The following is a 21,397-nucleotide window of genomic DNA, read 5'->3' on the forward strand; positions in this document are numbered from 1 at the left end:
GATCCCGCCGTTGACATCCTGTGCCGGTTGTCTGCATCGTCAGCATCAGCAAGGAAGGTGATCGTGTGTCCCAGCCCGGTGAGGGCGCCGCCCCTGCGTGGACTCCCGCGTGGCGCTACGCCATCGGGATGTTCGGCACGTCCATCCCGATCAACATGATCAAGGGATCGACGATCCTCTTCTACGTCGACATCCTCGGGCTCGACGTACGCGCGTACGGCGTGGTCATGGTGATCTACGCGGTCATCGACGCGCTCGACAACCCGCTGCTCGGCCACCTCTCCGACCGCACCAGAAGCCGGTTCGGCAGGCGCCGGCCCTGGCTGCTCGCCGGCGCGCCGATGCTCGCCGCCTGCATGATCGCGTTCTTCTCCGCACCCGACTCCCTGCAGGGCATCGGCCTCGTGCTCTGGTTCGCGGTGTTCGCGATCCTGTGTGAGGCTTTCGACTCGATGCTCAACGCGAACTACGGCGCGCTGCTCCCCGAGCTCTATCCGCGCGAGCGCGACCGCGCCGTCGCCAACAGCCTGCGCCAGGGCTTCCAGCTCGTGGCGCTCGTGATCTCGCTCGCGGTCACCCCGCTGCTCACGACGAGCGTGTTCGGCACCGAGGAGTCCACCCGGGGCTTCCAGATCACCGCCGTCATCTACGGTGCGATCGCGCTCGTCGTGATCGTGTTCATGGCGCTCGGCGCCCGCGAGCGTCCCCGCTACTCCACGCGCGAGCGGCCGCGGCTGCTGCCCAGCGTGTGGTCGATCGTGCGCAACCCCATGTTCTGGACGGTCGGCCTCACCGGCGCCTGCTACGGGATGGCCATGGCGCTGGTGTTGTCGGGCATCCAGCTGTACGTCCGCTACTCGCTCGGGCTCCCGGTCGGCAACGCGCTCTACCTGCAGGGCATCGTCATCCTCATCTCGGCGGGCGGCCTCGTCGTGTGGACGCGCGTCGTCGCGCGCCGCGGCGCCCTGTGGGCCTGGCGGCTGGCCTTCGCGGTCCTCGCGGCCGGCTTCGCCGCCCTGTTCCTCGCCACCGGCCTCGTCACCGCGATCGCCGCGGGCGTGCTCGTCGGGGCCGGCTGGTCGGGCATGCTCGCCACGAACGACCTCATCGTCGCGCGCGTGCTGGACGTCGACGCGGCCCGCAACGGGGAGCACCGCGAAGGGCTCTTCCTGTCCGCGTTCGGCTTCTTCGGCCGGCTCAACGGGATCGTGACCGGGCTCGCGCTCACCTCGCTGGGCGTGTTCTTCGGCTACAACTCGGGCGACGATCCCGGCGCCGACCCGGGGCTCGCGTTCCGGATGTACCTGTGCGTCTATCCGTTCGTGCTGACGGCGATCGGCGCGGTCGCGGCGCGACTCGTCTCCGTCCCGGTCGAGCCGCCGCCCTCCGGCTCCGCGCCCGAACCGGTCGGGCCGCCCCACGGCCCCGCGGCCGACCTGGTCGACCCGCCGCCCACCGGCCCCGCGGACGAGCCGGCCTCGGAGCGTCCCCGATGACCCGCCGTGTCGTGATCACGGCCGACGACCTCGGCAGGGAACCGGGCACGACGGAGGTCATCGTCGCGCTGCTGGCCGAGGGACACGTCACCGCGACGACGCTCATCTGCGTCTCGCCGGCCTCCGAGCAGGCCGCGTCCCAAGTCGGCGAGCTCGGTGTCGTGCCGCGGCTGCACGTGACCCTCACGAGCGAGCGCGGGCTCCCGCGCTGGCGGTCACTCAACGGCACGGCCGGCCCTGATGTGACCTCCCATGACGATCCGTTCACCCACGGCGCGGCCGGTCTGGTCGACTCTGATGGGACGTTCCATGACGATCCGTTCGTGCTCGGCGCCCGTGGTGAGGCGCGCGACGTCATGAGGGAGGCGGAGGCGCAGCTGCGCTGGATGCGCGGCCGGCGCCTGGCGCCCGAGGCGGCCGACTCCCACGCCGGCACCCTCTACGGCCTGCACGGCCGGTCATGGCTCACCGAGACGCTCGAATGGTGCGCGCGCCACGGCCTCGCCTTCCGGCTGCCGCGCGACCCCGAGCCGTACGTCGGAGGGCCGCTCCCGCCGCAGCTCGCGGAGGCGCACGAGCGCGCCGTCGCCCTCGCCGACGCGCTCGGCGTGGCCATCCCGCAGACGATCGCCACCAATCGGCGCACGGCACACGAGCTCGGCGCCTACGAGCGGCTCCGCGACGACTACCTCCGCCGGCTCGCCGCACTTCCCGAGGGCACGAGCGAGCTGTTCCTGCATCCGTCGCGCGAGGACGCGGTCGCGGGTCCGGACGGCGTCGTACGGGCCTGGGAGGCGCGGTTGCTGCGTGACCCCGTCTGGCACGACGCGCTCGAGAAGGAGGGCGTCGAACTCGCCGGAGGCTGGTGGGACTGAGGGGCACGCGGCCATGGAGATCATTGGACAACCCGCCGCGCCCTCCGTGATACTTGGTGCGCGAGCAGCCACGACACATCCGCCAGCGAGTCAGAGGGACCACTCGATGCCCACGGACGGCCCGACCGTCGATCAAGGCGTGCGAGAGATGATCCTGCTGATGCCGCGGCTCATCGCGCGGGCCAAGCGCATCGCGGTTCCGGAGCAGCTGCAGGACTTCGCGCTCACACCGCGCCACCTGTCGCTGCTGGCTCTCCTGCTGCACGACGGCCCGGCCACGGTCAAGACGCTGGCGGGACAGCTGGAGGTCGCCTCGACGACGGTCAGCCTCATGGTCGGCGACCTGAGCCGCAAGGGCATCCTCGCCCGGACCGAGGACGAGCGCGACCGGCGGCGGACCATCGTCAGCATCACCGACGAGCACCGCGAGGCGATCGAGGGCTGGCTGGCCGCGGGTGCGGACGCGTGGCGTACCGCGCTGGGGCCCCTGGCCCCGTCGGAGCGGCAGCTGGTCATCGACGCGCTGCTCACCTACGAGCGCGAGACGATGAGGCGCACCCGCCAGCCCGACTGACCGGCGTCCGCCGGACTCGGCCCGCACCCGATCCTCGCCACCGCGGGAAGCCGGGCCTGACAGTCAGCAGGGGTGCGGCGCCAGAGGCCGGAGACCCGAGAACCAGGCCGATCGAACCGGCGTCTAATGTCTCGTGATCCATATGACACCCCGTCCGCCGACGGCCGCCGGCTCGGTATGACCGGCGTGCGGGAGGACAGCAGGGCGTTCCGGGCGGCACGCCGTGCCGGTATGCGCGACGCGCCCGATCCCACCTCGGCACTCGGCATCGCGGCCGTCGCCATGGGACTGCTGGTGCACTTCGTGACCATGATGGTGTCGGGGCAGGGCGATGAGCCCGTCACATCCGACTCGGTGCTCTTCATCATCTTCCCGGCGGTGCTCGCCGCCGTCACGGGAACCTCGGGTGTGCGCGAGGCCTCCATCAGGCTGAGGATGCGGCGGGCATGGCAGCGCGCGGGACGCGGGGAGGTGGTGCGGGGTCTCACCGGTGTGGCGCTGCGACGAGGCCGGACGGTGGCGGGCTACCCGGTGCGTACCGTCGTCGCCCGGGTGGACGGGCGTGCGCAGTACATCCGTCTGGCGTTCGCACGAGCCGAGGACGCGGCGATGCTGCCGGCGGGCTCGGTGCAGCTCGATCTGTTCGACGGCCCCTCGGTACGCGGCCCGGCGCGGTTGCGCCCGCGCCACGGAGGCGTGGTCTGGGCGTTCGCTGCGCGGAACGGCGATCTGGCCGTGACGGAGGAGACGCGCTACATGTTCGAGAACGGCGGGCCGGATGAAGGGCCGGATGGAGGGCAGGACGGCTGGCCGGACAGCGGCGGGGACGCCGAGCGCCATTCGGGCTGGCCCGGCGGCTCCGACGGTGACGGGAACGACGGCGACGGCGGAGAATAGCCCGGCGCGACTGAAACGGAACTGTCTTCCGGAAATATCTGGAACCGTGTTCCGATCGGCCTGCGATCCGTCGGCTTCCTTGAACCGGTGGATGCGTTGACAGTCAGCCGTGCCCAGATTAGGTTTGCTTTCAAATCTGATTTGCTTTTAGTGTCATCGGATCACCTGGAGGCCCCGCGTGCCTGTGTACGATCTCGACCACGTCACCCTCGGCGTACGTCACCTTTACGAGAGCGCGGAACGGCTGCGCCGCGAAACCGGGCTGCGCAGCCACGAGGGAGGATGGCTGCAGGTCATGCCCACCGCTCACCGGGTCATCCCGCTGCCCGGCGACGCCTTCATCAACGTCGAGTCGGTCATCGACCACTACGCCGAGTTGCCCCCGGGGGTCGGCGCGTTCCGCACCTGGTTCGAGCAGACCACCCGGCAGGCCGACCACTGGATGACGTGGAACCTGCGGGCGCGCAGCTACGCCGACCTCGAGGAGGTGGCACGCCGCCTCGGCGGGGAGGTGGTGACCTCCCAGGGCGCCCAGCACCCCGACGGATCGTCCGCGACGACGGTCATGGCGCCCGGCGACGCCGGGATGACCTGGGCGCGCGGGCTGCCGAACTGGTACTACCACGAGGACATGAGTCGGCACCCGGCGCGCACTGCGCCGATGACGCACGAGCGTGCCCTGGTCGCGGTCGCCTGGCTCGAGATCGGCAACGACCCCGCCGAGGTGGAGGAGCACCTCGGCAAGGAGACCTTCGACGCGCTGCCGCTGCGGTTCGTCTCCGGCGGTCCCGGCCTGCACGGGGTGGGCCTGCGCACCGAGGACGGGGAGGAGATCGCCGTCCGCGCCGCCTCGGGAGCGGCCGGCCTCGCCGAGTTCGCCGCCCGCGCGAGCTGACGGGAAGCGGAGCTGGAAAGGTGATGCCGCGTGGCCTGGCTGCGCACGTTCTGGCGGGGGCTGCCGATCGAGGGGCGGTGGCTGCTCGCGATCATCGCCGTGCAGACGCTCGGGCGCGGCCTCACGCTCCCCTTCACGATCATCTACCTGCGTGAGGTCCGCGGGTTCGACCTCGGCGTCGCCGGCGCGCTGATGTCGCTGGTCGCGATCGCCGGATTCGTCGTCACCGCCCCGAGCGGCTCGCTGGTGGACCGGTACGGCACCCGCGCCGTCCTGATCGGCGGGCAGAGCGCCATGATGGCCGGCAGCACGCTGCTCGCGTTCGCCACCGGGCCCTGGACGGCGGCCGTCGCGCTCGTCCTGATCGGGCTCAACTTCGGTGTGGCGCTTCCCGCCTTCAACACGCTGATCGCGGCGGTCGTCGACGGGGACGTGCGGCAACGGTTCTTCGGCGTGCACTTCGCGCTCATGAACGCCGGCATCGGCGTGGGAGGCGTCGTCGGCGGGCTGTTCGTCGACGTGGACGTCCCGGCCACGTTCACCACGATCTACCTCGCCGAGGCCGCCGCCGCCCTGGCGCCGATCGTGGTGCTGCTGGGACCGCTCAGTAACGTGCGCGGGCCCGCCGGGCGCGACCCGGGACCGCGTACGGCGGCGCCCGGCTACCGTGCCATCCTCGGGCGGCCGCCGGTGCGCTGGCTCGCCGCGCTCACCTTCACCGGGGTCCTCGTGGGGTACGGCCAGTTCCAGGCCGGCGTCCCCAGCTTCGCGCGGGAGGTCGCCGGCGTCTCCACCAGTGCCATCGGCGTCGCGTACGCGGTCAACACCGCGATGATCGTCGTCCTGCAACTGCCGGTGCTCGCGCGGATCAGCGGCCGCCGTCGCACCAGGGTGATGATCGTGATGGCGGGTTCGTGGGCCGGGGCGTGGCTGCTGCTCGGCGCGGCGGGGTCCGGGCTCGGCCCGGCGGTCGCGATCGCCGGGCTGCTGGCCTTCATGGCGGTGTTCGCCTTCGGCGAGACCCTGCTGCAGCCCACGGTTCCGGCGGTCACCAACGACCTGGCCACCGACGACGCCCGCGGGCGGTACAACGCGCTCAACGCGGCGGCGTTCAACGGCGGGGCGATGGCCGCGCCGGCGCTCGCCGGCCTGCTGCTGGGCCTCGACCTGGCCGCCGCGTACGTCGGCCTGATGGTCGTGGGGTGCCTGGCGCTCTGTGCCATGGCGCTCGCCCTGGAGAGAAGGATCCCGCCGGCGGCCAACGGGGTCACCGCGGCCGTGGAAGAGCAGAGCAGGAGCACCGGCGCGTGAGCCGGGTGGCCGACCATAGGACTGTGATCGAATGAAACGAGCTGTCATCGTCGGCGCCGGCGTCGGCGGGCTGACGACCGCGATCGCCCTGCGCGCGATCGGCTGGAAGGTCTCCGTCTACGAGCGGTGGCCCGAAGTCGTCGCCGAAGGGACCGCGCTCGGCATCCAGCCGGGCGCCCAGGCCGGGCTGGCGAGCCTGGGGCTGGGAGAGGACCTGCACGAGCGCACCGTCCCCTACAGGCAGGCCCAGGTCCGCAGACCTGACGGCAGGCGCCTGGCCGACCTGCCCCTGGAACGCATCGAACGGCGCACGGGGACACCGGTCCGCATGTTGTCACGAGCCTCGCTGATCGAGATGTTGCTGCGGCAGGTGGACCCCGCGACGATCAGCACCGGCGTGGAGATCACCGACCCCTCCGCCCTGCGTGTCTGCCACGACCTGGTGATCGGCGCCGACGGGGTGCGCAGCGCCGTACGCCGGACGTTCTTCGGCGATGCGACCCAGCCGCGCTACGCGGGCATCGTCGCGTGGCGCGGCGTGATCAAGGGGTACGAGCCCCGGCACTACGGCGAGACCTGGGGCCACGGGCAGATGTTCGGGATGACGCCGCAGGCCCCGGGGGTGACCAACTGGTACGCGGCCGTACGGACCCCTGGAGGGAACAACGAGAGCCTCGACGACCTGCGTGCCCGCTTCGCGGACTGGCACGATCCCATTCCCTGGGTGCTGGCGGAGGCCGACGACGGGGCCGTGCTGCGGCACGAGGTCCACGAACTGGCGCCGCCGCCGGCCTCGTACGTGAAGGGAAACGTGGCGCTGATCGGCGACGCGGCCCACGCGATGGCGCCGGCCCTGGGACAGGGGGCCTGCCAGGCGCTGCTCGACGCGATCGAACTCGCCGACCGCCTGCACGCCTCTGCGGGCGACGTGCCGGGGGCTCTGCGTGCCTACGACGCCCGCAGGCGCCCGGCCGCCCAGCGCATCGTCACCGCGTCGCGCTGGATGACCCGCCTGGCCGTCGCCGGCCGCCTGACGGGAGCGCCGCGCGACCTCCTGATGCGCCTGCTGCCCGCCTGACAACGGTGCCGCCGGCGCCCGGCCATCGCCCCGGCGCCGCGCGGCTCATCTACGCGGCTCATCTACGCGGCTCACCCACGGCCGCCTGCCGCCGGCGTTGCGGGTCGTCGCGAGGCCGGCGGTGCGGACCTGCGCGGAAGACGCTGGGTTAAACAATCGTGGAGCCTGTGCCATCGACGTCCGCCGTACGGATGAGTGAAGATCGTTTGCCATGTTCATCACCCATGACCCCGCGGTCCTGCGACGGGCGCTGGCAGGCGTTCTGACCATGGCCGCCGCCCTCACGGTCTCCGGCTGCGGCGCGCTCCAGCCTTCGGCCGAGAACCGGGCACAGGCGCAGGCTCCGGCGCGCGAGTCGGCGGCACCTGCCGAGACGGAGGAGAGCGAGCCGGCCCCCCAGGAGAGCACGGAGCAGGAGAGCACGGAGCAGGAGAGCACGGAGCAGAAGAGCACGGAGCAGGAGACCGGGCGGACGAACGCGGAGACCACTGCGGCGGGCACGCGGCTCAAGCTCGGCGAGCGCGCGGTGGTCCCGTTCAGGAAGGGCACGATCGGCGTCACCGTGACCGCTGTGGAGAAGGGCGACCCGGCCGACCTCGTACGCGAACGCGGCCAGCGGGCCAAGGGCATCACCCCCTACTACATCCGCTTCACCGTCGAGAACGTGGACGGCACCGACCACTCCTACTCGTCGGGCCCCAGCCTGTCGCTGGTGACCGCGGACGGCAGCGGCACCGGCGCGATCGTCACCGGCAGCATGCCCGGCTGCGAGCGCGAGAGCGCGCCCAGGGACTTCTCCACGGCCGGAGCGACCTTCACGTCCTGCAGACTGGGCGGCGCCAGGACCGGCATCGCGATCGCCGGCGCCAAGTTCGACGATGACGACTACCGCGACAAGCCCGTCGTCTGGCGGCGCTGAGCGGGCTCGAAGAGCTTTCCGGCTCACCGGCCGATCCACCTGAGCCGTACGGCCGGCAGGTGGAGGCGGGGCGGCGTGGCCGACTCGCAATCCGGTCGCGTCCTCCCCGCCGTTGACGTGGATCACCTCCGGGAGGATGATCCGCGGGTGGTGCCTGGACCGACACTCGCCTGCCGCGCACTCACCTGCCAGGCGGGCGGGCGCACGATCGTCGAAGACCTCACCCTCGAACTGGACCGAGCCGAGCGCGTGGCGCTGATGGGCCCGTCGGGGTCCGGCAAGACCACGTTGCTGACCACGCTGGCCGGGCTGCTCCCGCCCGCCGCGGGCCGGGTCCTGGTGGGCGGCGTGCCCCTCGACGAGCAGCCGGAGCTGAGGGCCGGGCTGGCGCTGGTGTTCCAGTCGTACGGGCTGCTCAGCCTGCTCACCGCGGCCGAGAACGTCGAGGTGGCGCTCAGGGCGTCGGGGCGGACGCCGCGCGAGGCGCTACGCCTGGCGTCGCAGGCGCTGGAACGGCTGCGGGTGTCGAAGTTCGCCGACCACCTGGTCGAGGAGCTGTCCGGCGGTCAGCAGCAGCGCGTCGCGGTGGCCAGGGCGCTGGCGTTGCGGCCCCAGGTGCTGCTGGCCGACGAGCCGACGGCCGAGCAGGACGAGACGCACCGCGCACTCGTGCTGGACGAGCTGCTCGCGGCGACGGACGGCGGCACCACGCTGGTGATCGCCACGCACGACCCCGAGGTGGCCGAGCGCTGCGACCGGGTGATCGAGCTGCGCGCCCGGGCCCACCGCCGGCAGTCCAGGAGCACCCTGTGAGCGCGGCGGGCACCCATGAGCCCTGCCCGTCCATGCGCCGCGACCGCGGCACCCGGGAGAGCCGCACATGAGCGTCATCAGGTGTGACGGGATCGTGCAGATCTACAAGGCGCAGGACGCCGAGGTCGTCGCGTTGCGCGACGTGGACCTGACGATCGAGGCGGGCGAGACGGTCGCCCTGCTCGGCCCCTCGGGCGCGGGCAAGTCGACACTGCTGTGGCTGCTGGCCGGGCTGCTGCGCCCGAGCGCGGGCCGCCTGTGGCTGGACGGCACCGACGTGGGGCGGCTCGACCAGCGCAGGCTCGACCGGCTGCGGGCGGCGCACAGCGGCATGATGTTGCAGAACCCGGCACGCAACCTCATCGGCTACCTCTCCGCCGCCCAGAACATCGCCTTCGCCCAGCGCGCCGCCGGACGTGCCCGTCGCTCCGCCCGCCGGCGTGCCCGCGAGTTGCTGGCCCGGGTGGGCCTGGCGGACGCGGGCGACCGGCCGGCCGGTCGGATGTCCGGCGGCGAGCAGCAGCGTCTCGCCCTGGCCGTGGCGCCGGCCAACGCGCCCAGGCTGCTGCTGGCCGACGAGCCCACCAGCCAGCTCGACGAGGAGTCGGGCACGCGGGTGATCGAGCTCATCAAGGACGTCGCCACGGCCGGCGGCACTACCGCGGTCGTGGTCACGCACGACACCGCGGTGAGCGAGGCGCTGAGCCGTACGGTGACGATCAGGGACGGCCGGGTCGGCGCGGAGGGCAGGCGCGGCGAGGACTTCGTGGTCGTCGGCCGGGAGGGCGCCGTCCAGGTGCCGCCCGAGTACCATCACCTGCTGCCGCCCGGTTCCATGGCGCGGATCGAGGAGCTCGACGACGGCATCGCGCTCAGGAGGGCGGAGCCGTGATCCTGCGCGGCCTCTGGGAACGCCGTACGCTCTCGCTGGTCGTCCTGCTGATCGCGATCGTGCCGATCGCGTCGGCGGCGGTGGGGCCGATCTACTCGGCGGCCGCCCGCACGACGATCGCCAGGGACGCGGTGAAAGCGGCGCCGCCGGAGGGGCGCGGCTGGCGGTACACGACCACCCAGGGCGGCATCGAGGCCAAGGTGGCGGCGTTCACCGCGGGCGCGGACTTCACCGGCCCGCCGGTGCTCGGGATGGAGGCGAGCAGCGGCCGGCCGGGTGACCGGCGCGCGTTCTCGCTGGTCTGGCAGGACGGGCAGTGCCGGCACCTGCCGCTGGTCGAGGGCAGCTGCCCGGACGCGGCCAAGGAGGTGATGGCCAGCCAGGCGTCGGGGTTCAAGGTGGGGGAGAAGATCAGGCTGTCGGCCGTGGTGGACGTCGAGTACACCCCCACCGGGCGGAAACCGGCGTCGCTCACCGTGGTCGGGATCTACCGGCCGGGGCCGGCCGGCGACCCGTTCTGGTTCGGCAGGACGTTGTTCTCCCCTACGGGGGAACCGAGCCAGGACAAGGCCGACGCGCTGTTCACCGTGCCGGAGACCCGGCTGGAGACGTACGCCGTCTCCGGCGGGCAGGGGGAGGAGGGCGGCTGGACCGACTACGCCATCGTCTCCATCGTCGCGGACCGGCTGGAGGGGACCGACCTCGCGAAACTCGCCGCGATGCAGGCCACCGCCGAGTCCACGGGCCGCAACTCGGGCGACATCGTGTTCTCCCGGGTGGCCGACACGGTCAGGGCCGTGACCGCGGGCGCCGGCGCGCTGGGCGTGCCGACGCTCCTGGTGATCGCGCAGGTGGTGGCGCTCGGCTGGATGTTGCTCTTCCAGACCGTGGGCGACCTGGTCAGGGCGCGCGGCGCGGAGATCGCGCTGGCCCGGCTGCGCGGGCACGGGCGGGCGCGGGTGTGGTTGTTCGCGCTGGCCGAGCCGCTGCTGCTGCTCGCCGCCGCCGTGCCGCTCGGGCTGCTGCCCGGGCACGCCGCGGCGGGCGTGATGATCGGCGCGCTGCTGCCCGCGGGCATCCCGGTGACCTTCCCTCCGGAAGCGGCGCTGGCCGGCGTCGCGGCGATGCTGGGCGGCGTGCTCGCTGCGGCGATGGCCGCCTGGCGTACGGCGACGCGGCCGGTCACCGAGGAGTGGCGGCGCACGCCCCGCCGTACGGCCCGCGGCTGGGTGCTGGACGCCGTGGTCCTCGCGGTCACCGCGGTGGGCCTGGTCGAGCTGCTGGCCACCGGCCTGATCACGGACGTGTCGGGACGCAGCTCGGGCGCGCTGGCGGTGCCCGGGCTGGTCGCGCTGGGCGTGGCGCTGCTGGCCGCCCGGGCGCTGCCGGTGCTGACCAGGCGGCTGTTCGGGGTCACCAGGCGGCGCGGCGGGCTAGGGCCGTTCCTGGCGCTGCGGCAGGTGGCCAGGGGGCCGGTGGCCGCGGGCAGCGTGATCGTGCTGGGAGCGGCGTTCGGGCTGGCCACGTTCGCGGTGTCGGCGTGGAGCGCCACGTCGGGCGACTACGCGGAGACGGCGCGCTTCCACAACGGCGCGGCCACCGCGATCACGGTCCGGCCGGTCGAGCCGAGCAAGCTGATCGAGGCCGTGGCCGCCGCCGACCCCGGCGGCGAGACCGCCGCGCCGGTGATCAAGGTGCCGGGTCCGCCGCAGCTGATCGCCACGGACCCCCGGCGGCTGGCCGCCGTGGGCGCGGCCTGGCGGCCCGACCTGGCGGACGGCGCGTCCCTGGCCCAGGCCGCCGCCAAGCTGCCGACCCCGGACGAGCCGCGGGTGTGGGTGCGCGGCGACAGGTTCCGCGCCGAGGTGGCGCACGACCGGCCGCCCAAGGGCTGGACGATGAAGCTGTTCGTCACGTTCCGGGTGCCCGGCCAGCTGCGGCCCGCCCAGCTCCCGCTCGGCGACCTCGCCGGACGCTCCGGCGTGCACGAATGGAACCTGCCGCCGGCCTGCCGGCAGGCCCGGTGCGAGCTGCGCGCCTTCCGCGGGCAGCCGCTCCCGCCCGCGCAGTTCGAGGACCCCGCGTTCGTACGGGTGACCGTCACCGGGATGGCGGTACGCGAGCAGGGCCGCTGGCGCTCCCTGGCCATGCCGCGCTGGGATGCCGATCCGGGCCGGCGCGACGGCACGTTCGCGATCACCATGGTCGGCAACCAGACGCTGCGCCCCGCCACGTACGACCAGCGGCCGCCGGCGGTCGCGGTCGGGGACATCGGCACCCGGGTGGTGCCGGGGCTCGACAACGCCTACGCCGGCCCGGTGCGCACCGTCGTCGCGTCCGCCGCCGCGCCCGGCCTGACCGACGCGGGCGTCCTGATGAACCTGGAGCAGGCCGACCGGATGGCGTACGGCGTGCACGAGAAGGCCGTGTACCAGGTGTGGACCGGCCTGGCCGACACGGCGGCGCTGGAGCGGGAACTGGAGCGGCAGGGGTTGTCGGTGGTGTCGCGGCGGCACGTGGCCGACCTGACCGCGTCGTTCGCGGGGCAGGGGCCGGGGCTTGCGCTGTTGCTGCTGCTGGCGTCCGCGCTGGCGGCGGCGGCGCTGGCGCTCGGGCGCACCGTGCTCGCGCTCTACACCTCGGCCAGGAGGCGTGGGTACGAGCTGGCCGCGCTGGAGGCGTCCGGTGCCAAGGTGGCGGCGCTGCGGGTGGCGCTCCTGCTGGAGCAGGTGATCACGATCGCGGCGGGCACCCTGGCCGGGCTGGTGGCGGGACTGGTGGCGGCGCGGGTGGCGCTCGGCAGGATCCCGCAGTTCACCTCGCCGCCCGTCACGCCGCCGCTGCCGCACGAGGTGGCGGCGGTGCCCGTCGCCCTCGTCGCCGGCGCCGCCCTCCTGACCAGCCTGCTGGCCGCGGTGGTCGTGTCGGAGCTGCTGCTGCGCGGCATTCGCGTGGAGCGCCTGCGCGAGACCCCCACCTGACGGCCCGGCCTCGCGCGCGCCAGCGTACCCGTATCGCCTGACGGTGGTGGCTGCCGCCGCGGATAACGTTCCGCGAACGTTCATCATGCGCTTCGGTGCCCAGGACTACCGAAACAGGGCCTCAGTAGGAAGAATCCAGCGAGCACGAAGGTAACCACCCAGGTTGACGGAAAGTGAGACTGCGCGACGATGGAAGCTCGCACCATCAGGCAACGGGGACCGACGGGCGAGCGCCGGTTGTCGTTGCTCTACCTGGCGCCCTCGCTGATCATTTTTGCCATCTTCGTCTTCTATCCGCTGGGCAGGACGTTCTACCTGTCCACGATGGGGACGGACATCATCGGGCGGGCCAACAAGTTCGTCGGGCTTGACAACTTCGCGGGCATGTTCAGCGACCCGGCCTTCTTCAAGGCGCTGGGGACCACGGCGTTGTTCGCCCTCTTCACCGTCGTCCCGGCGATCGTCGGCGCACTCGTGGTCGTCCTGCTGCTGGAGTCGCGGATCAGCGGGCAGCGGATGTTCCGTACGGTGTTCGCGCTGCCGTTCGCCTTCTCCGTGGCCACCGCGTCGGTGATCTTCGCCCTCATCTACAACCCGGCCGTGGGCATGGCCAACGGCATCCTCAGCTACGTCGGCGTCGACCGGATCGGCTGGCTGACCGAGCCGGACCTGGCCCTGATCTCGATCTCGATCACCACGGTCTGGATGACGCTCGGCTACAACGTCCTCGTGCTCTCCGCGGGCGTCGGCGCGATCCCCACCGAGGTGGTGGAGGCGGCCAGGCTCGACGGCGCGACGGGATGGCGGTTGCACAGCCGGATCACCGTTCCCATGCTCTCCCCGCAGCTCTTCTTCCTCATCGTGATCTCCACGATCCACGCGCTGCAGAGCTTCGGGCAGATCCACATCCTCACCAAGGGCGGACCCGACGGCGCGACGTCCACGCTGGTCTATTGGATCTACGAGAAGGCCTTCAGCTACGGGTCGTCGGACTTCGGCACGGCCAGCGCCGCGGCGATCGTGCTCCTGGCGGTCGTCCTGGTGTGTACCGGCATCCAGTTCGGTGTGCTGGAAAGGAGAGTCCACTACCGATGAGCACCCCATCCTCGGTCGCGAGCAAGATCGTTGTCTATCTCGTGCTCATCGTGTGCGCGGTCCCGGTGGTCTTCCCGCTCTACTACGCGTTCATCGGCGGCATCATGACGCCGGGCGACCTGGCCAGCTATCCGCCGAAGCTCGTCCCGACGGGGATCGACCTCGGCAACTTCTCCTCGGCGCTCGACACCATCCCGCTGGCCAGGCAGTACCTCAACTCGGCGATCCAGACCGGCATCGTCACCCTCTGCCAGCTCCTGTCGAGCGTCCTTGCCGCCTACGCGTTCGCGTTCCTGCGGATGTGGGCCAAGACGGCGATGTTCGCGCTGTTCATGGTGACGCTCATGGTCCCGTGGGAAGCGATCATCCTGCCCAACTACCTGCTGATCTCGGACCTGGGGCTGACCAAGGGGCCGCTCACCTACCTCGGGCTCACGCTGCCCTTCCTCGCCCACGCCTTCGGCACGTTCCTGCTGCGGCAGTCGTTCCTGCAGTTCCCGATCGAGGTGCGTGACGCCGCGGTGATGGACGGATGCGGCCACCTGCGGTTCCTGTGGCGGATCCTGCTTCCCCTGTCGAAACCGGCCATCGCCGCCGTCGGCGTCTACGTGTTCATGACCACCTGGAACCAGTACTTCTGGCCGTTGATCCTCGGCAACGACGACCGGTACAAGACGCTGCAGATCGGCGTCTCCATGTTGAACGACGCCGAATCGTCCAGCCCGACGCTCATCCTGGCCGGGGTCACCCTCGCGCTGCTGCCCACCCTCGTACTCGTGATCTTCGGGCAGCGCTTCATCATCCGCGGCCTCACCGCAGGCGCGGTGAAGTAATCGTGAACAAGAAACGGAGTTCCCAGATGGCACGACCCCGATTTCGGCGTACGCGCGACGGGCTGGTGGTCACGGCCGCGCTCTCCCTCGCTCTGACGGGCTGCGGCGGCGACGCGGGCTCGGGCGAAGGCGGCGAGGCCGCCACGGCGCCCGGCGCGGACGCGATCACGGAACCGATCGAGATCGAGTTCTGGCACTCGATGAAGGAGAAGAACGAGCAGGCCATCAAGGCCATGGTCGAGGACTTCAAGAAGGTCAACGACAAGATCACCGTCAAGCCCGTCTTCAAGGGCGACTACGACCAGATGGTGGTCGCCTACAAGCAGGCCGTGCAGCAGGAGGCCACGCCCCCGCTGGTCCAGATCTACGACATCGGCTCGCGCTTCATGTACGACTCCCAGCAGGTCGTCCCGATGTACAAGTTCATCGAGCAGGACAAGTTCGACCAGAACGCGAACATCGAGCCCAACATCGCCAGCTACTACACGATCAAGAACAAGCTCTGGTCGATGCCGTTCAACTCCTCGGCGCCGCTGCTCTACATGAACGCGGACGCCGTGAAGAAGGCCGGGCTCGACCCGGACAAGCCGCCGGCCACGCTCGACGAGGTCGGCGAGTGGGCGAAGAAGCTCACCGTCAAGGAGGGCGGAACGGTCAAGCAGTTCGGCTTCAACGCCGCGCTCTACGGCTGGTTCGTCGAGCAGTTGACCGCCCAGGACAACGCCGAGTACTGCGACAACGGCAACGGCAGGAACGGCCTGGCCACCAAGGTGAACTTCGGCACCGGCGCCGGGCCCAAGTTCGCCCAGTGGCTGGGCGACCTGGTGAAGGAGGGCTACGCCACCAACACCGGCCGGCCGACCGACCAGGCCCAGAACGCGTTCAAGACCGGGACGATCGCCCTGCACCTGGAGTCGACCTCCGCCCTCGGCGGCTACACCGAGGCCGCGGAGGGCAAGTTCGAGCTGAAGACCGCCCCGTTCCCCAAGGTGTCCGACTCCTCCAGCGGTGGCACGATCATCGGCGGCGCCTCCCTGTGGATCAACGCGGCCGGGCACAGCGACGCGGAGAAGCGGGCCGCCTGGGAGTTCGTGAAGTTCTCCAACACGCCTGAGCAGCAGGCGAAGTGGCACGAGGCGACCGGCTACGTGCCGGTCAACCCGCAGGCCAAGGCGAACGACAACCCCAACTTCCAGGTCGCGGTGACGCAACTGCGCGCCCAGCAGCCGTCGGCGGCCACGTCGGGCTGCCTCCTCGGCGTCATGCCCGAGGCCAGGAAGGCGGCCGAGGTCGGCCTCGAGCAGGCCGTGCCCGCCGGCGCGGGGCAGGAGCCGCGTACCCCGGCCGAGCAGGCGATGCAGAACGCCGCCGCCACGCTGCAGACGCCCATCCAGAAGTACAACGCCAACGTCGAGCAGTGACGGCAGGGGCGGGCGTCCACCGCAGGACGCCCGCCCCCAGGCTCAGCGGCCGTCCGGGCACCCGCGGCGCGCGGCCGGGGCGCCGCGGGTGCCACCCGTCATCGAGCCATCTTTTCGGCGTGCGGGGCGGCCAGGGCCCGGAAGTAGTCGTGCACGGCCGCGAGGTCGGCGCTGTCACCCCGGTAGCCGACGTACTTGTCCGGGCGGATGAGGTAGAGGCTGGGCCGGCGCACGCCGTAGCGGTTGTGCGCCTGGCTGCGCGGGTCCGCGGCGACGCCGCCGGTCAGGCCGTGTGGCAGGTGGCCGCGCGTGATGAGGTGGGCTTCGCCGTGCCCGGCCATCGCCGCGCACGCCGCGGATCGCCAGGCCTCCAGGGCGGCGGGGTCGGTGGTGTCGGCGGCGAACAGCAGCAGGTGATGCCCGGGTCCGCGCAGCAGGTGTCGCAGCGCCACCGGGCCCTCGCGTTCTTCGAGGTGGACGTCGCGCATCACGTCCCCCGGTCGCGGGCCCGCGACGGCGAGGTCGTTCCATGCCTTGGCCGGGGACTCGGTCCAGCGCTGGAAGACCAAAGGGCTGTCGTGGTAGTGGACCAGGTGCTCGCCGAAGGCGCTGGACAGCCGCTGTTGCACGGGGTTGAGCCGGCCGAGCAGGCGCAGCGCGTGCCGTCTGGCTCTGCGGGCGACCAGGGTGCCGCTGGTGACGATTCTGGTCGTGGTCGAGGTGGCGTCGACGACGGCCTTGGCCACGGGCCGTCGTTCGGCGTCGTAACTGTCCAGGAGCGTCTCGGCGGCCTCGCCGGTGACGACGAGAGCGAGTTTCCAGCCCAGGTTGTACGCGTCCTGCATGCCGGTGTTCATGCCCTGCCCGCCCACCGGGCTGTGGTTGTGCGCGGCGTCTCCGGCGAGCAGGACACGACCGTCGCGCAGACGCTCGGCCAGGCTCTCGCGGGCCACGAACGACGAGCTCCACTGCAGGTCGCGCAGGCGCGAGTCCAGCGGCGTACGATCGGCGACCAGGGTGCTGAAGTCGTCGAGGCCGGGTGTCGCCGACGCGGCGGTGCCGGCCGTTCCGGGGGTGCCGGCCAGGATCCGCCAGTAGCCTCCCGCCATGGGGAAGACAGCGACCAGGCCCGATCGGGCGAAGTAGACGTGAAAGCGGTCGCGCGTCAGCGGCCAGTCCGCGGCGACGTCACCCAGGATGAATGCCCGCTGCAGGTCGGCCCGCTGCCTGCCGATGCCGGCCGTCTCGCGGACGGTGCTGTGTGCGCCGTCAGCCCCGATCAACCACGTGGTCGCGCAGCGTTCGCGGCGGCCGTCGGCGTGCTGGAGTTCCACGGTGACGCCGTCTTCACCCGCCCTGTGGTCCAGCAGGCGGGTGCCCCATTCGATGGAGACTCCGAGTCGCTCCACACGCTCGCGCAGCAGGCTGACCGTCTGCCACTGCGGGATGCACAGGTCGAAGGGGAACGGCGAGTCCACGGCCGTGACGTCCATCTCGGCGAGCGTCGAGGTGCCCTGGTAGAAGTTCAGCGCGTGCAGCGGTATGCCGCGTTCGAGGGCGTCTTCGGCCAGCCCGAGGTCGTCGAGGACTTCAAGAGTGCGGGCCACGATGGACACCGCTCGGCTCTCCCGATGGTCGGCGGCCCCCGCGTCGACGACGCGAGGCACCACCCCTCTGCGGGCCAGCTCGATCGCCAGCACCAGGCCGGTCGGCCCCGCGCCGACGATGAGGACGTCTTCTCCGACGGTCACTGCTCCTCCATAAAAAACGAATGATCGTTCTTTTAGAACAGCACAGGGGAACTCGGATGGTCAAGAGCGAATGTTCGTTCGCTATCCGTGGGCCCGGCCCGACGCCGACATCAGGGCGCGCAGGCCGTTACGGAAAGCCGCCGAGTCCGTACGGCCGTCGTGGCCGTACACCGCCCGCGACACCAGGAAACCGTCCACCAGCGCCATCAGGACGTCCGCCACCTGCTCGGCCGGGACGTCGCCGGAGAGCAGCCCATGCCGCTGATGGCGCGCCACCAGCCCGCCGACCACCCGCCGGGCCTCCTCCATGACGGTCTGGAGCTTCGTGCGCAGCAGCGGTGAGCGCAGCGCCTCGGCCCACACCTGGACCAGGAACTGCGCGGACTCCCGCGAGCCGGACAGTGGCGGACGGTCCACCTGCAGCACGACGTCGACGATGTCGTCCAGGCCGGGCGGCGCGGCCGACTCGTCCGCCTCGAACGCCGCGGCCAGCTCGGCGAGGGCCTCGGAGGCGGTCGCCGCGATGATGTCGTCCTTGCTCTTGAAGTAGCGATAGACGGCGCCGGCCGACAGCTCGGCCTCGGCCAGGATGTCCTGCATGGACGTGGCGTGAAAGCCGTTGCGGATGAAGCAGCGCCGGGCGGCGTCGAGGATCTGGCGGCGCCGGGCCTCCAGATGTTCTTTGGGCATGCGGGCCATGGGACCTCAAGGTAGAACGAACATTCGTCCTTGACAACCTGATCGCCTTCAGCATAGTGAAAGAACGTTCGTTTTCTATGAGAGAGGCATCCCCATGTCCGTCACGGCGATCGTCCTGAGCGCGCTGGTCGCGCTCGTCTTCCTCCTCGCCGGCACCCAGAAGGCCCTGCTGCGGCCCCAGGTCAGCGCCAACATGCTGCGTATCGGCGTGGGTCCGGCAATGACCCGGTCCATCGGGCTTCTCGAGATCGCCGCATCCCTCGGGCTCGTGGCAGGCGTATGGGCCCGGCCGCTCGCCGTCGCCTCGGCGGGCGGCCTCACCCTGCTCCTGCTGGGGGCCGTCGGCTACCACCTGCGCGCCAGGGACTTCTCCCGGCGGCAGCACCGGTCCCACGCGGCGGCCCCCGTAGTGCTGGCACTGCTCACCAGCGCGACCACGATCGTGTTGCTGACGACCTCATGACGAGCACCCGCCGGGATGCCGCGGCGTGACCAAGCTCCCGGGGTGATCTGCCTCACACCAGGTCACAACGGGGGAGCGGGCGGTGTCCTATGCCCGAACCGCTGTTCGGGATGAAGGAGCACCATGACCGAGAACGCCCGGGTCGTTGTGATCGGCGGCGGATACGCCGGCGTCCTGGCCGCCAATCGCCTCACGCAGCGCGACGACGTGACGGTGAACCTGATCAACCCGCGTCCGAGCTTCGTCGAGCGAATCCGCCTGCACCAGCTGGTGGGCGGGTCCCACAGCGCGGTCGCCGACTACCGGGACGTCCTGGCGGAGAAGGTCGGGCTGGTGGTCGACACCGTGACCCGGATCGACGCGGCCGGGCGCCGCGTGGTGCTGGCGAGCGGCGACACGGCCGGTTACGACTACCTGATCTACGCGGTGGGCAGCGGCGGCGCCGACCCGCGTGTGCCGGGAGCGGCCGAGTTCGCCTACCCGATCGCCACTCTTGAGCAGGCGCGGCGGTTGCGGGAGAACCTCGGCGCCGCGCCCGCCACGGCCGCGATCACCGTGGTGGGGGCCGGTCCGACCGGCATCGAGACCGCCGCCGAGCTGGCGGAGGCCGGCCGCGCCGTGACCCTGGTGTGCGGCGGAGTACTCGGCCCCTACCTGCACCCGCGGGGGCGGCGCTCCGTCGCCAGGCACCTGGCCAAACTTCGCGTCACCGTGCTCAACGGCCCCGGCACGACGGTGACGGCCGTGACCGGTGACGCCGTGCGGCTCGGCGACGGCCGCGAACTGCCGAGCGACGTGACCATCTGGACGGCCGGCTTCGGCGTGCCCGACCTGGCCGTACGCAGCGGGCTGAGCACCGACGCCCTGGGCCGGCTGCGTACGGACGAGACGTTGACCAGCGTGGACGACGTGCGCATCGTCGCGGCCGGTGACGCGGCGGCGCCGTCGGACCTGCCGTTCCGGATGAGCTGCCAGGCCGCCGTCCAGCTGGGCCCGCACGCCGCCGACACGGTGCTCAGCCGGATCGCGGGCGAGCGTCCCGCGCCCCTGGCCATGGCGCTCGTCGCGCAGTGCATCAGCCTGGGACGACGGGCCGGCATCATGCAGCTCGCCCACAAGAACGACGTCGCGATGGGCCTCCACATCGGTGGCCGCCCCGGCGCGATGATCAAGGAGTCCATCTGTAAGGGCATCCTCTGGCAGCTGACGCACCAGGCACGCAGGCCCGGTTCGCTGAACTTCCCGGCCTGGGCCAAGGACACCAAGCGCGGGCAGGTGCTCCAGGCCAGGCGCGGCGATGCGACGGTCACCCGCTGACCGGTCCCGTTCCCGGCCGCCGGGGCGGCCGGACGGCTACCAGCGAAAGGACCTTACCGTGGTGAACAGACGCGAACGCCTGCCGCGACGGAGAGGAGCCGAGGCATGAGCGACCACACCACCGATCCGGCGACCGAAGCCTTCGTCGCCCATCGCAATCTGCTCTTCACCGTCGCCTACGAGATGCTCGGGTCGGCGGCCGACGCCGAAGACGTCCTCCAGGAGACCTGGCTGCGCTGGGTGAAGGCCGACCTCGGCCAGGTGCGCGACCAGCGCGCCTACCTGGTGCGGATCACGACCCGGCAGTCGCTCAACCGGCTGCGCACGATGACGCGCCGCAAGGAGGCCTACGTCGGTCCCTGGCTGCCCGAACCGCTGCTCACCGCGCCGGACGTGGCCGACGACGCCGAGCTCGCCGAGAGCGTGTCGATGGCGCTCATGCTCGTCCTCGACACGCTCTCACCGACCGAGCGCGCCGTCTTCGTCCTGCGCGAGGCCTTCGACGTCGGCTACGACGAGATCGCGGCCGCGGTCGGCAAGAGCCCCGCGGCCGTTCGCCAGATCGCCCACCGCGCCCGCCGGCACGTCAGCGCCCGGCGCCCGCGCGAGGCGGTCCCTCCGAGCAGGACCCGGGCGGCTCTGGAGTCGTTCCAGCGTGCGGTCGAGACCGGGGACCTGCAGGGCCTGCTCGACGTGCTCGCCCCTGAGGTCGTCCTGGTAGCCGACGGCGGCGGGGTCAAGCAGGCCGCGTCGCAGCGGGTCATCGGCGCCTGGAAGGTGAGCCGCCTGATCGTCGGCGGCATCGGCAGGTACGACGGCACGATCACCGCCGCTCCCACCGTGGTCAACGGCAACCCGGCGCTCGTCCTGAGCCTGGACGGCGAGCTCGACGGCGTGCTGGCGATCAGCGTCGAGGACGGCGTCGAGGACAGGGCCCGCATCACCGGCCTCTACTACGTCCGCAACCCCGAGAAGCTGACCCGCGTCCAGTCCGAGACCCTGCTCACCCGGCGATGAACACCGCCCGCACTTGACACCGGCGAGCAGGCTCGGCCTGCCCGCCGGACTCAACCCGATCCAACTCCTG

General features: G+C 71.7%; 19 protein-coding genes. 17 read left to right on the top strand and 2 right to left on the bottom strand.

The genetic code is table 11. The features are described 5' to 3' along the window. The first annotated feature begins 65 nt into the window (after positions 1-65). From ABGB01_RS28830 to ABGB01_RS28895, 14 genes are all read left to right on the top strand, one after another. Positions 66-1,496, top strand: a complete 1,431-nt coding sequence (locus ABGB01_RS28830) for an MFS transporter (protein ID WP_347776665.1) — start codon at positions 66-68, stop codon at positions 1,494-1,496. Next, positions 1,493-2,371: a ChbG/HpnK family deacetylase gene (locus tag ABGB01_RS28835; RefSeq protein WP_347776666.1), complete on the top strand. Its 879-nt coding sequence runs from the start codon at positions 1,493-1,495 to the stop codon at positions 2,369-2,371. Before ABGB01_RS28830 ends, ABGB01_RS28835 begins: the two co-directional genes overlap by 4 nt. 106 nt (positions 2,372-2,477) lie before the next feature. After that, the gene (locus ABGB01_RS28840; RefSeq protein WP_347776667.1) at positions 2,478-2,945 is read left to right on the top strand and encodes a MarR family winged helix-turn-helix transcriptional regulator; all 468 of its coding nucleotides are present in this window, start codon (positions 2,478-2,480) and stop codon (positions 2,943-2,945) included. Between the two features lie 126 nt (positions 2,946-3,071). After that, complete coding sequence (locus ABGB01_RS28845) at positions 3,072-3,842, top strand: hypothetical protein (protein WP_347776668.1); 771 nt, start codon at positions 3,072-3,074, stop codon at positions 3,840-3,842. A 178-nt stretch (positions 3,843-4,020) separates the two neighbouring features. After that, positions 4,021-4,737 (top strand): VOC family protein, encoded by a 717-nt coding sequence (locus tag ABGB01_RS28850; RefSeq protein ID WP_347776669.1) that lies wholly within the window; start codon positions 4,021-4,023, stop codon positions 4,735-4,737. A gap of 30 nt (positions 4,738-4,767) precedes the next feature. After that, positions 4,768-6,048: an MFS transporter gene (locus tag ABGB01_RS28855; protein ID WP_347776670.1), complete on the top strand. Its 1,281-nt coding sequence runs from the start codon at positions 4,768-4,770 to the stop codon at positions 6,046-6,048. A gap of 31 nt (positions 6,049-6,079) precedes the next feature. Beyond that, positions 6,080-7,126, top strand: a complete 1,047-nt coding sequence (locus ABGB01_RS28860; protein ID WP_347620540.1) for an FAD-dependent monooxygenase — start codon at positions 6,080-6,082, stop codon at positions 7,124-7,126. A gap of 211 nt (positions 7,127-7,337) precedes the next feature. Then, positions 7,338-8,045, top strand: a complete 708-nt coding sequence (locus tag ABGB01_RS28865) for a hypothetical protein (RefSeq protein ID WP_347776671.1) — start codon at positions 7,338-7,340, stop codon at positions 8,043-8,045. Between the two features lie 150 nt (positions 8,046-8,195). Then, positions 8,196-8,858 carry an ATP-binding cassette domain-containing protein gene (locus ABGB01_RS28870; RefSeq protein WP_347776672.1) on the top strand — a complete coding sequence of 221 codons (663 nt, stop codon included), beginning with the start codon at positions 8,196-8,198 and terminating at the stop codon, positions 8,856-8,858. A gap of 67 nt (positions 8,859-8,925) precedes the next feature. Further along, complete coding sequence (locus ABGB01_RS28875; protein ID WP_347776673.1) at positions 8,926-9,750, top strand: ATP-binding cassette domain-containing protein; 825 nt, start codon at positions 8,926-8,928, stop codon at positions 9,748-9,750. Continuing rightward, the gene (locus ABGB01_RS28880; RefSeq protein ID WP_347776674.1) at positions 9,747-12,731 is read left to right on the top strand and encodes an FtsX-like permease family protein; all 2,985 of its coding nucleotides are present in this window, start codon (positions 9,747-9,749) and stop codon (positions 12,729-12,731) included. Before ABGB01_RS28875 ends, ABGB01_RS28880 begins: the two co-directional genes overlap by 4 nt. Before the next feature lie 189 nt (positions 12,732-12,920). Next, positions 12,921-13,826 carry a sugar ABC transporter permease gene (locus ABGB01_RS28885; protein WP_347776675.1) on the top strand — a complete coding sequence of 302 codons (906 nt, stop codon included), beginning with the start codon at positions 12,921-12,923 and terminating at the stop codon, positions 13,824-13,826. Further along, positions 13,823-14,659, top strand: a complete 837-nt coding sequence (locus ABGB01_RS28890; RefSeq protein WP_347776676.1) for a carbohydrate ABC transporter permease — start codon at positions 13,823-13,825, stop codon at positions 14,657-14,659. Before ABGB01_RS28885 ends, ABGB01_RS28890 begins: the two co-directional genes overlap by 4 nt. A gap of 26 nt (positions 14,660-14,685) precedes the next feature. After that, positions 14,686-16,080 (top strand): ABC transporter substrate-binding protein, encoded by a 1,395-nt coding sequence (locus tag ABGB01_RS28895; RefSeq protein ID WP_347776677.1) that lies wholly within the window; start codon positions 14,686-14,688, stop codon positions 16,078-16,080. Between the two features lie 98 nt (positions 16,081-16,178). Here the strand turns inward: ABGB01_RS28895 and ABGB01_RS28900 are convergent, their stop codons facing one another. Next, positions 16,179-17,831, bottom strand: a complete 1,653-nt coding sequence (locus ABGB01_RS28900) for an FAD-dependent monooxygenase (protein WP_347776678.1) — start codon at positions 17,829-17,831, stop codon at positions 16,179-16,181. An 81-nt stretch (positions 17,832-17,912) separates the two neighbouring features. Further along, positions 17,913-18,521: a TetR/AcrR family transcriptional regulator gene (locus ABGB01_RS28905; protein WP_347776679.1), complete on the bottom strand. Its 609-nt coding sequence runs from the start codon at positions 18,519-18,521 to the stop codon at positions 17,913-17,915. A 103-nt stretch (positions 18,522-18,624) separates the two neighbouring features. Here ABGB01_RS28905 and ABGB01_RS28910 point away from each other — a divergent pair, with 103 nt between their 5' ends. From ABGB01_RS28910 to ABGB01_RS28920, 3 genes are all read left to right on the top strand, one after another. After that, a complete protein-coding gene (locus ABGB01_RS28910) occupies positions 18,625-18,993 on the top strand; it encodes a DoxX family protein (RefSeq protein ID WP_347776680.1) in 369 nt (122 codons plus the stop codon). Positions 18,994-19,116: 123 nt separating this feature from the next. Continuing rightward, the gene (locus ABGB01_RS28915) at positions 19,117-20,310 is read left to right on the top strand and encodes an FAD-dependent oxidoreductase (RefSeq protein WP_347776681.1); all 1,194 of its coding nucleotides are present in this window, start codon (positions 19,117-19,119) and stop codon (positions 20,308-20,310) included. Between the two features lie 105 nt (positions 20,311-20,415). Then, positions 20,416-21,327: an RNA polymerase sigma-70 factor gene (locus ABGB01_RS28920; RefSeq protein WP_347776682.1), complete on the top strand. Its 912-nt coding sequence runs from the start codon at positions 20,416-20,418 to the stop codon at positions 21,325-21,327. The last annotated feature ends 70 nt before the right edge of the window (positions 21,328-21,397 follow it).

Origin of the sequence: Nonomuraea sp. B5E05 (genome assembly GCF_039880665.1) — a bacterium.
Lineage (GTDB): Bacteria > Actinomycetota > Actinomycetes > Streptosporangiales > Streptosporangiaceae > Nonomuraea.

What these genes read in the sequence shown, in the direction of transcription:
- ABGB01_RS28835 (WP_347776666.1), top strand. Translation starts at nt 1,493, where the DNA reads ATGACCCGCCGTGTCGTGATCACGGCCGACGACCTCGGCAGGGAACCG.
- ABGB01_RS28840 (WP_347776667.1), top strand. Translation starts at nt 2,478, where the DNA reads ATGCCCACGGACGGCCCGACCGTCGATCAAGGCGTGCGAGAGATGATC.
- ABGB01_RS28845 (WP_347776668.1), top strand. Translation starts at nt 3,072, where the DNA reads ATGTCTCGTGATCCATATGACACCCCGTCCGCCGACGGCCGCCGGCTC.
- ABGB01_RS28860 (WP_347620540.1), top strand. Translation starts at nt 6,080, where the DNA reads ATGAAACGAGCTGTCATCGTCGGCGCCGGCGTCGGCGGGCTGACGACC.
- ABGB01_RS28865 (WP_347776671.1), top strand. Translation starts at nt 7,338, where the DNA reads ATGTTCATCACCCATGACCCCGCGGTCCTGCGACGGGCGCTGGCAGGC.
- ABGB01_RS28875 (WP_347776673.1), top strand. Translation starts at nt 8,926, where the DNA reads ATGAGCGTCATCAGGTGTGACGGGATCGTGCAGATCTACAAGGCGCAG.
- ABGB01_RS28885 (WP_347776675.1), top strand. Translation starts at nt 12,921, where the DNA reads ATGGAAGCTCGCACCATCAGGCAACGGGGACCGACGGGCGAGCGCCGG.
- ABGB01_RS28890 (WP_347776676.1), top strand. Translation starts at nt 13,823, where the DNA reads ATGAGCACCCCATCCTCGGTCGCGAGCAAGATCGTTGTCTATCTCGTG.
- ABGB01_RS28895 (WP_347776677.1), top strand. Translation starts at nt 14,686, where the DNA reads ATGGCACGACCCCGATTTCGGCGTACGCGCGACGGGCTGGTGGTCACG.
- ABGB01_RS28905 (WP_347776679.1), bottom strand. Translation starts at nt 18,521, where the DNA reads ATGCCCAAAGAACATCTGGAGGCCCGGCGCCGCCAGATCCTCGACGCC.
- ABGB01_RS28910 (WP_347776680.1), top strand. Translation starts at nt 18,625, where the DNA reads ATGTCCGTCACGGCGATCGTCCTGAGCGCGCTGGTCGCGCTCGTCTTC.
- ABGB01_RS28915 (WP_347776681.1), top strand. Translation starts at nt 19,117, where the DNA reads ATGACCGAGAACGCCCGGGTCGTTGTGATCGGCGGCGGATACGCCGGC.
- ABGB01_RS28920 (WP_347776682.1), top strand. Translation starts at nt 20,416, where the DNA reads ATGAGCGACCACACCACCGATCCGGCGACCGAAGCCTTCGTCGCCCAT.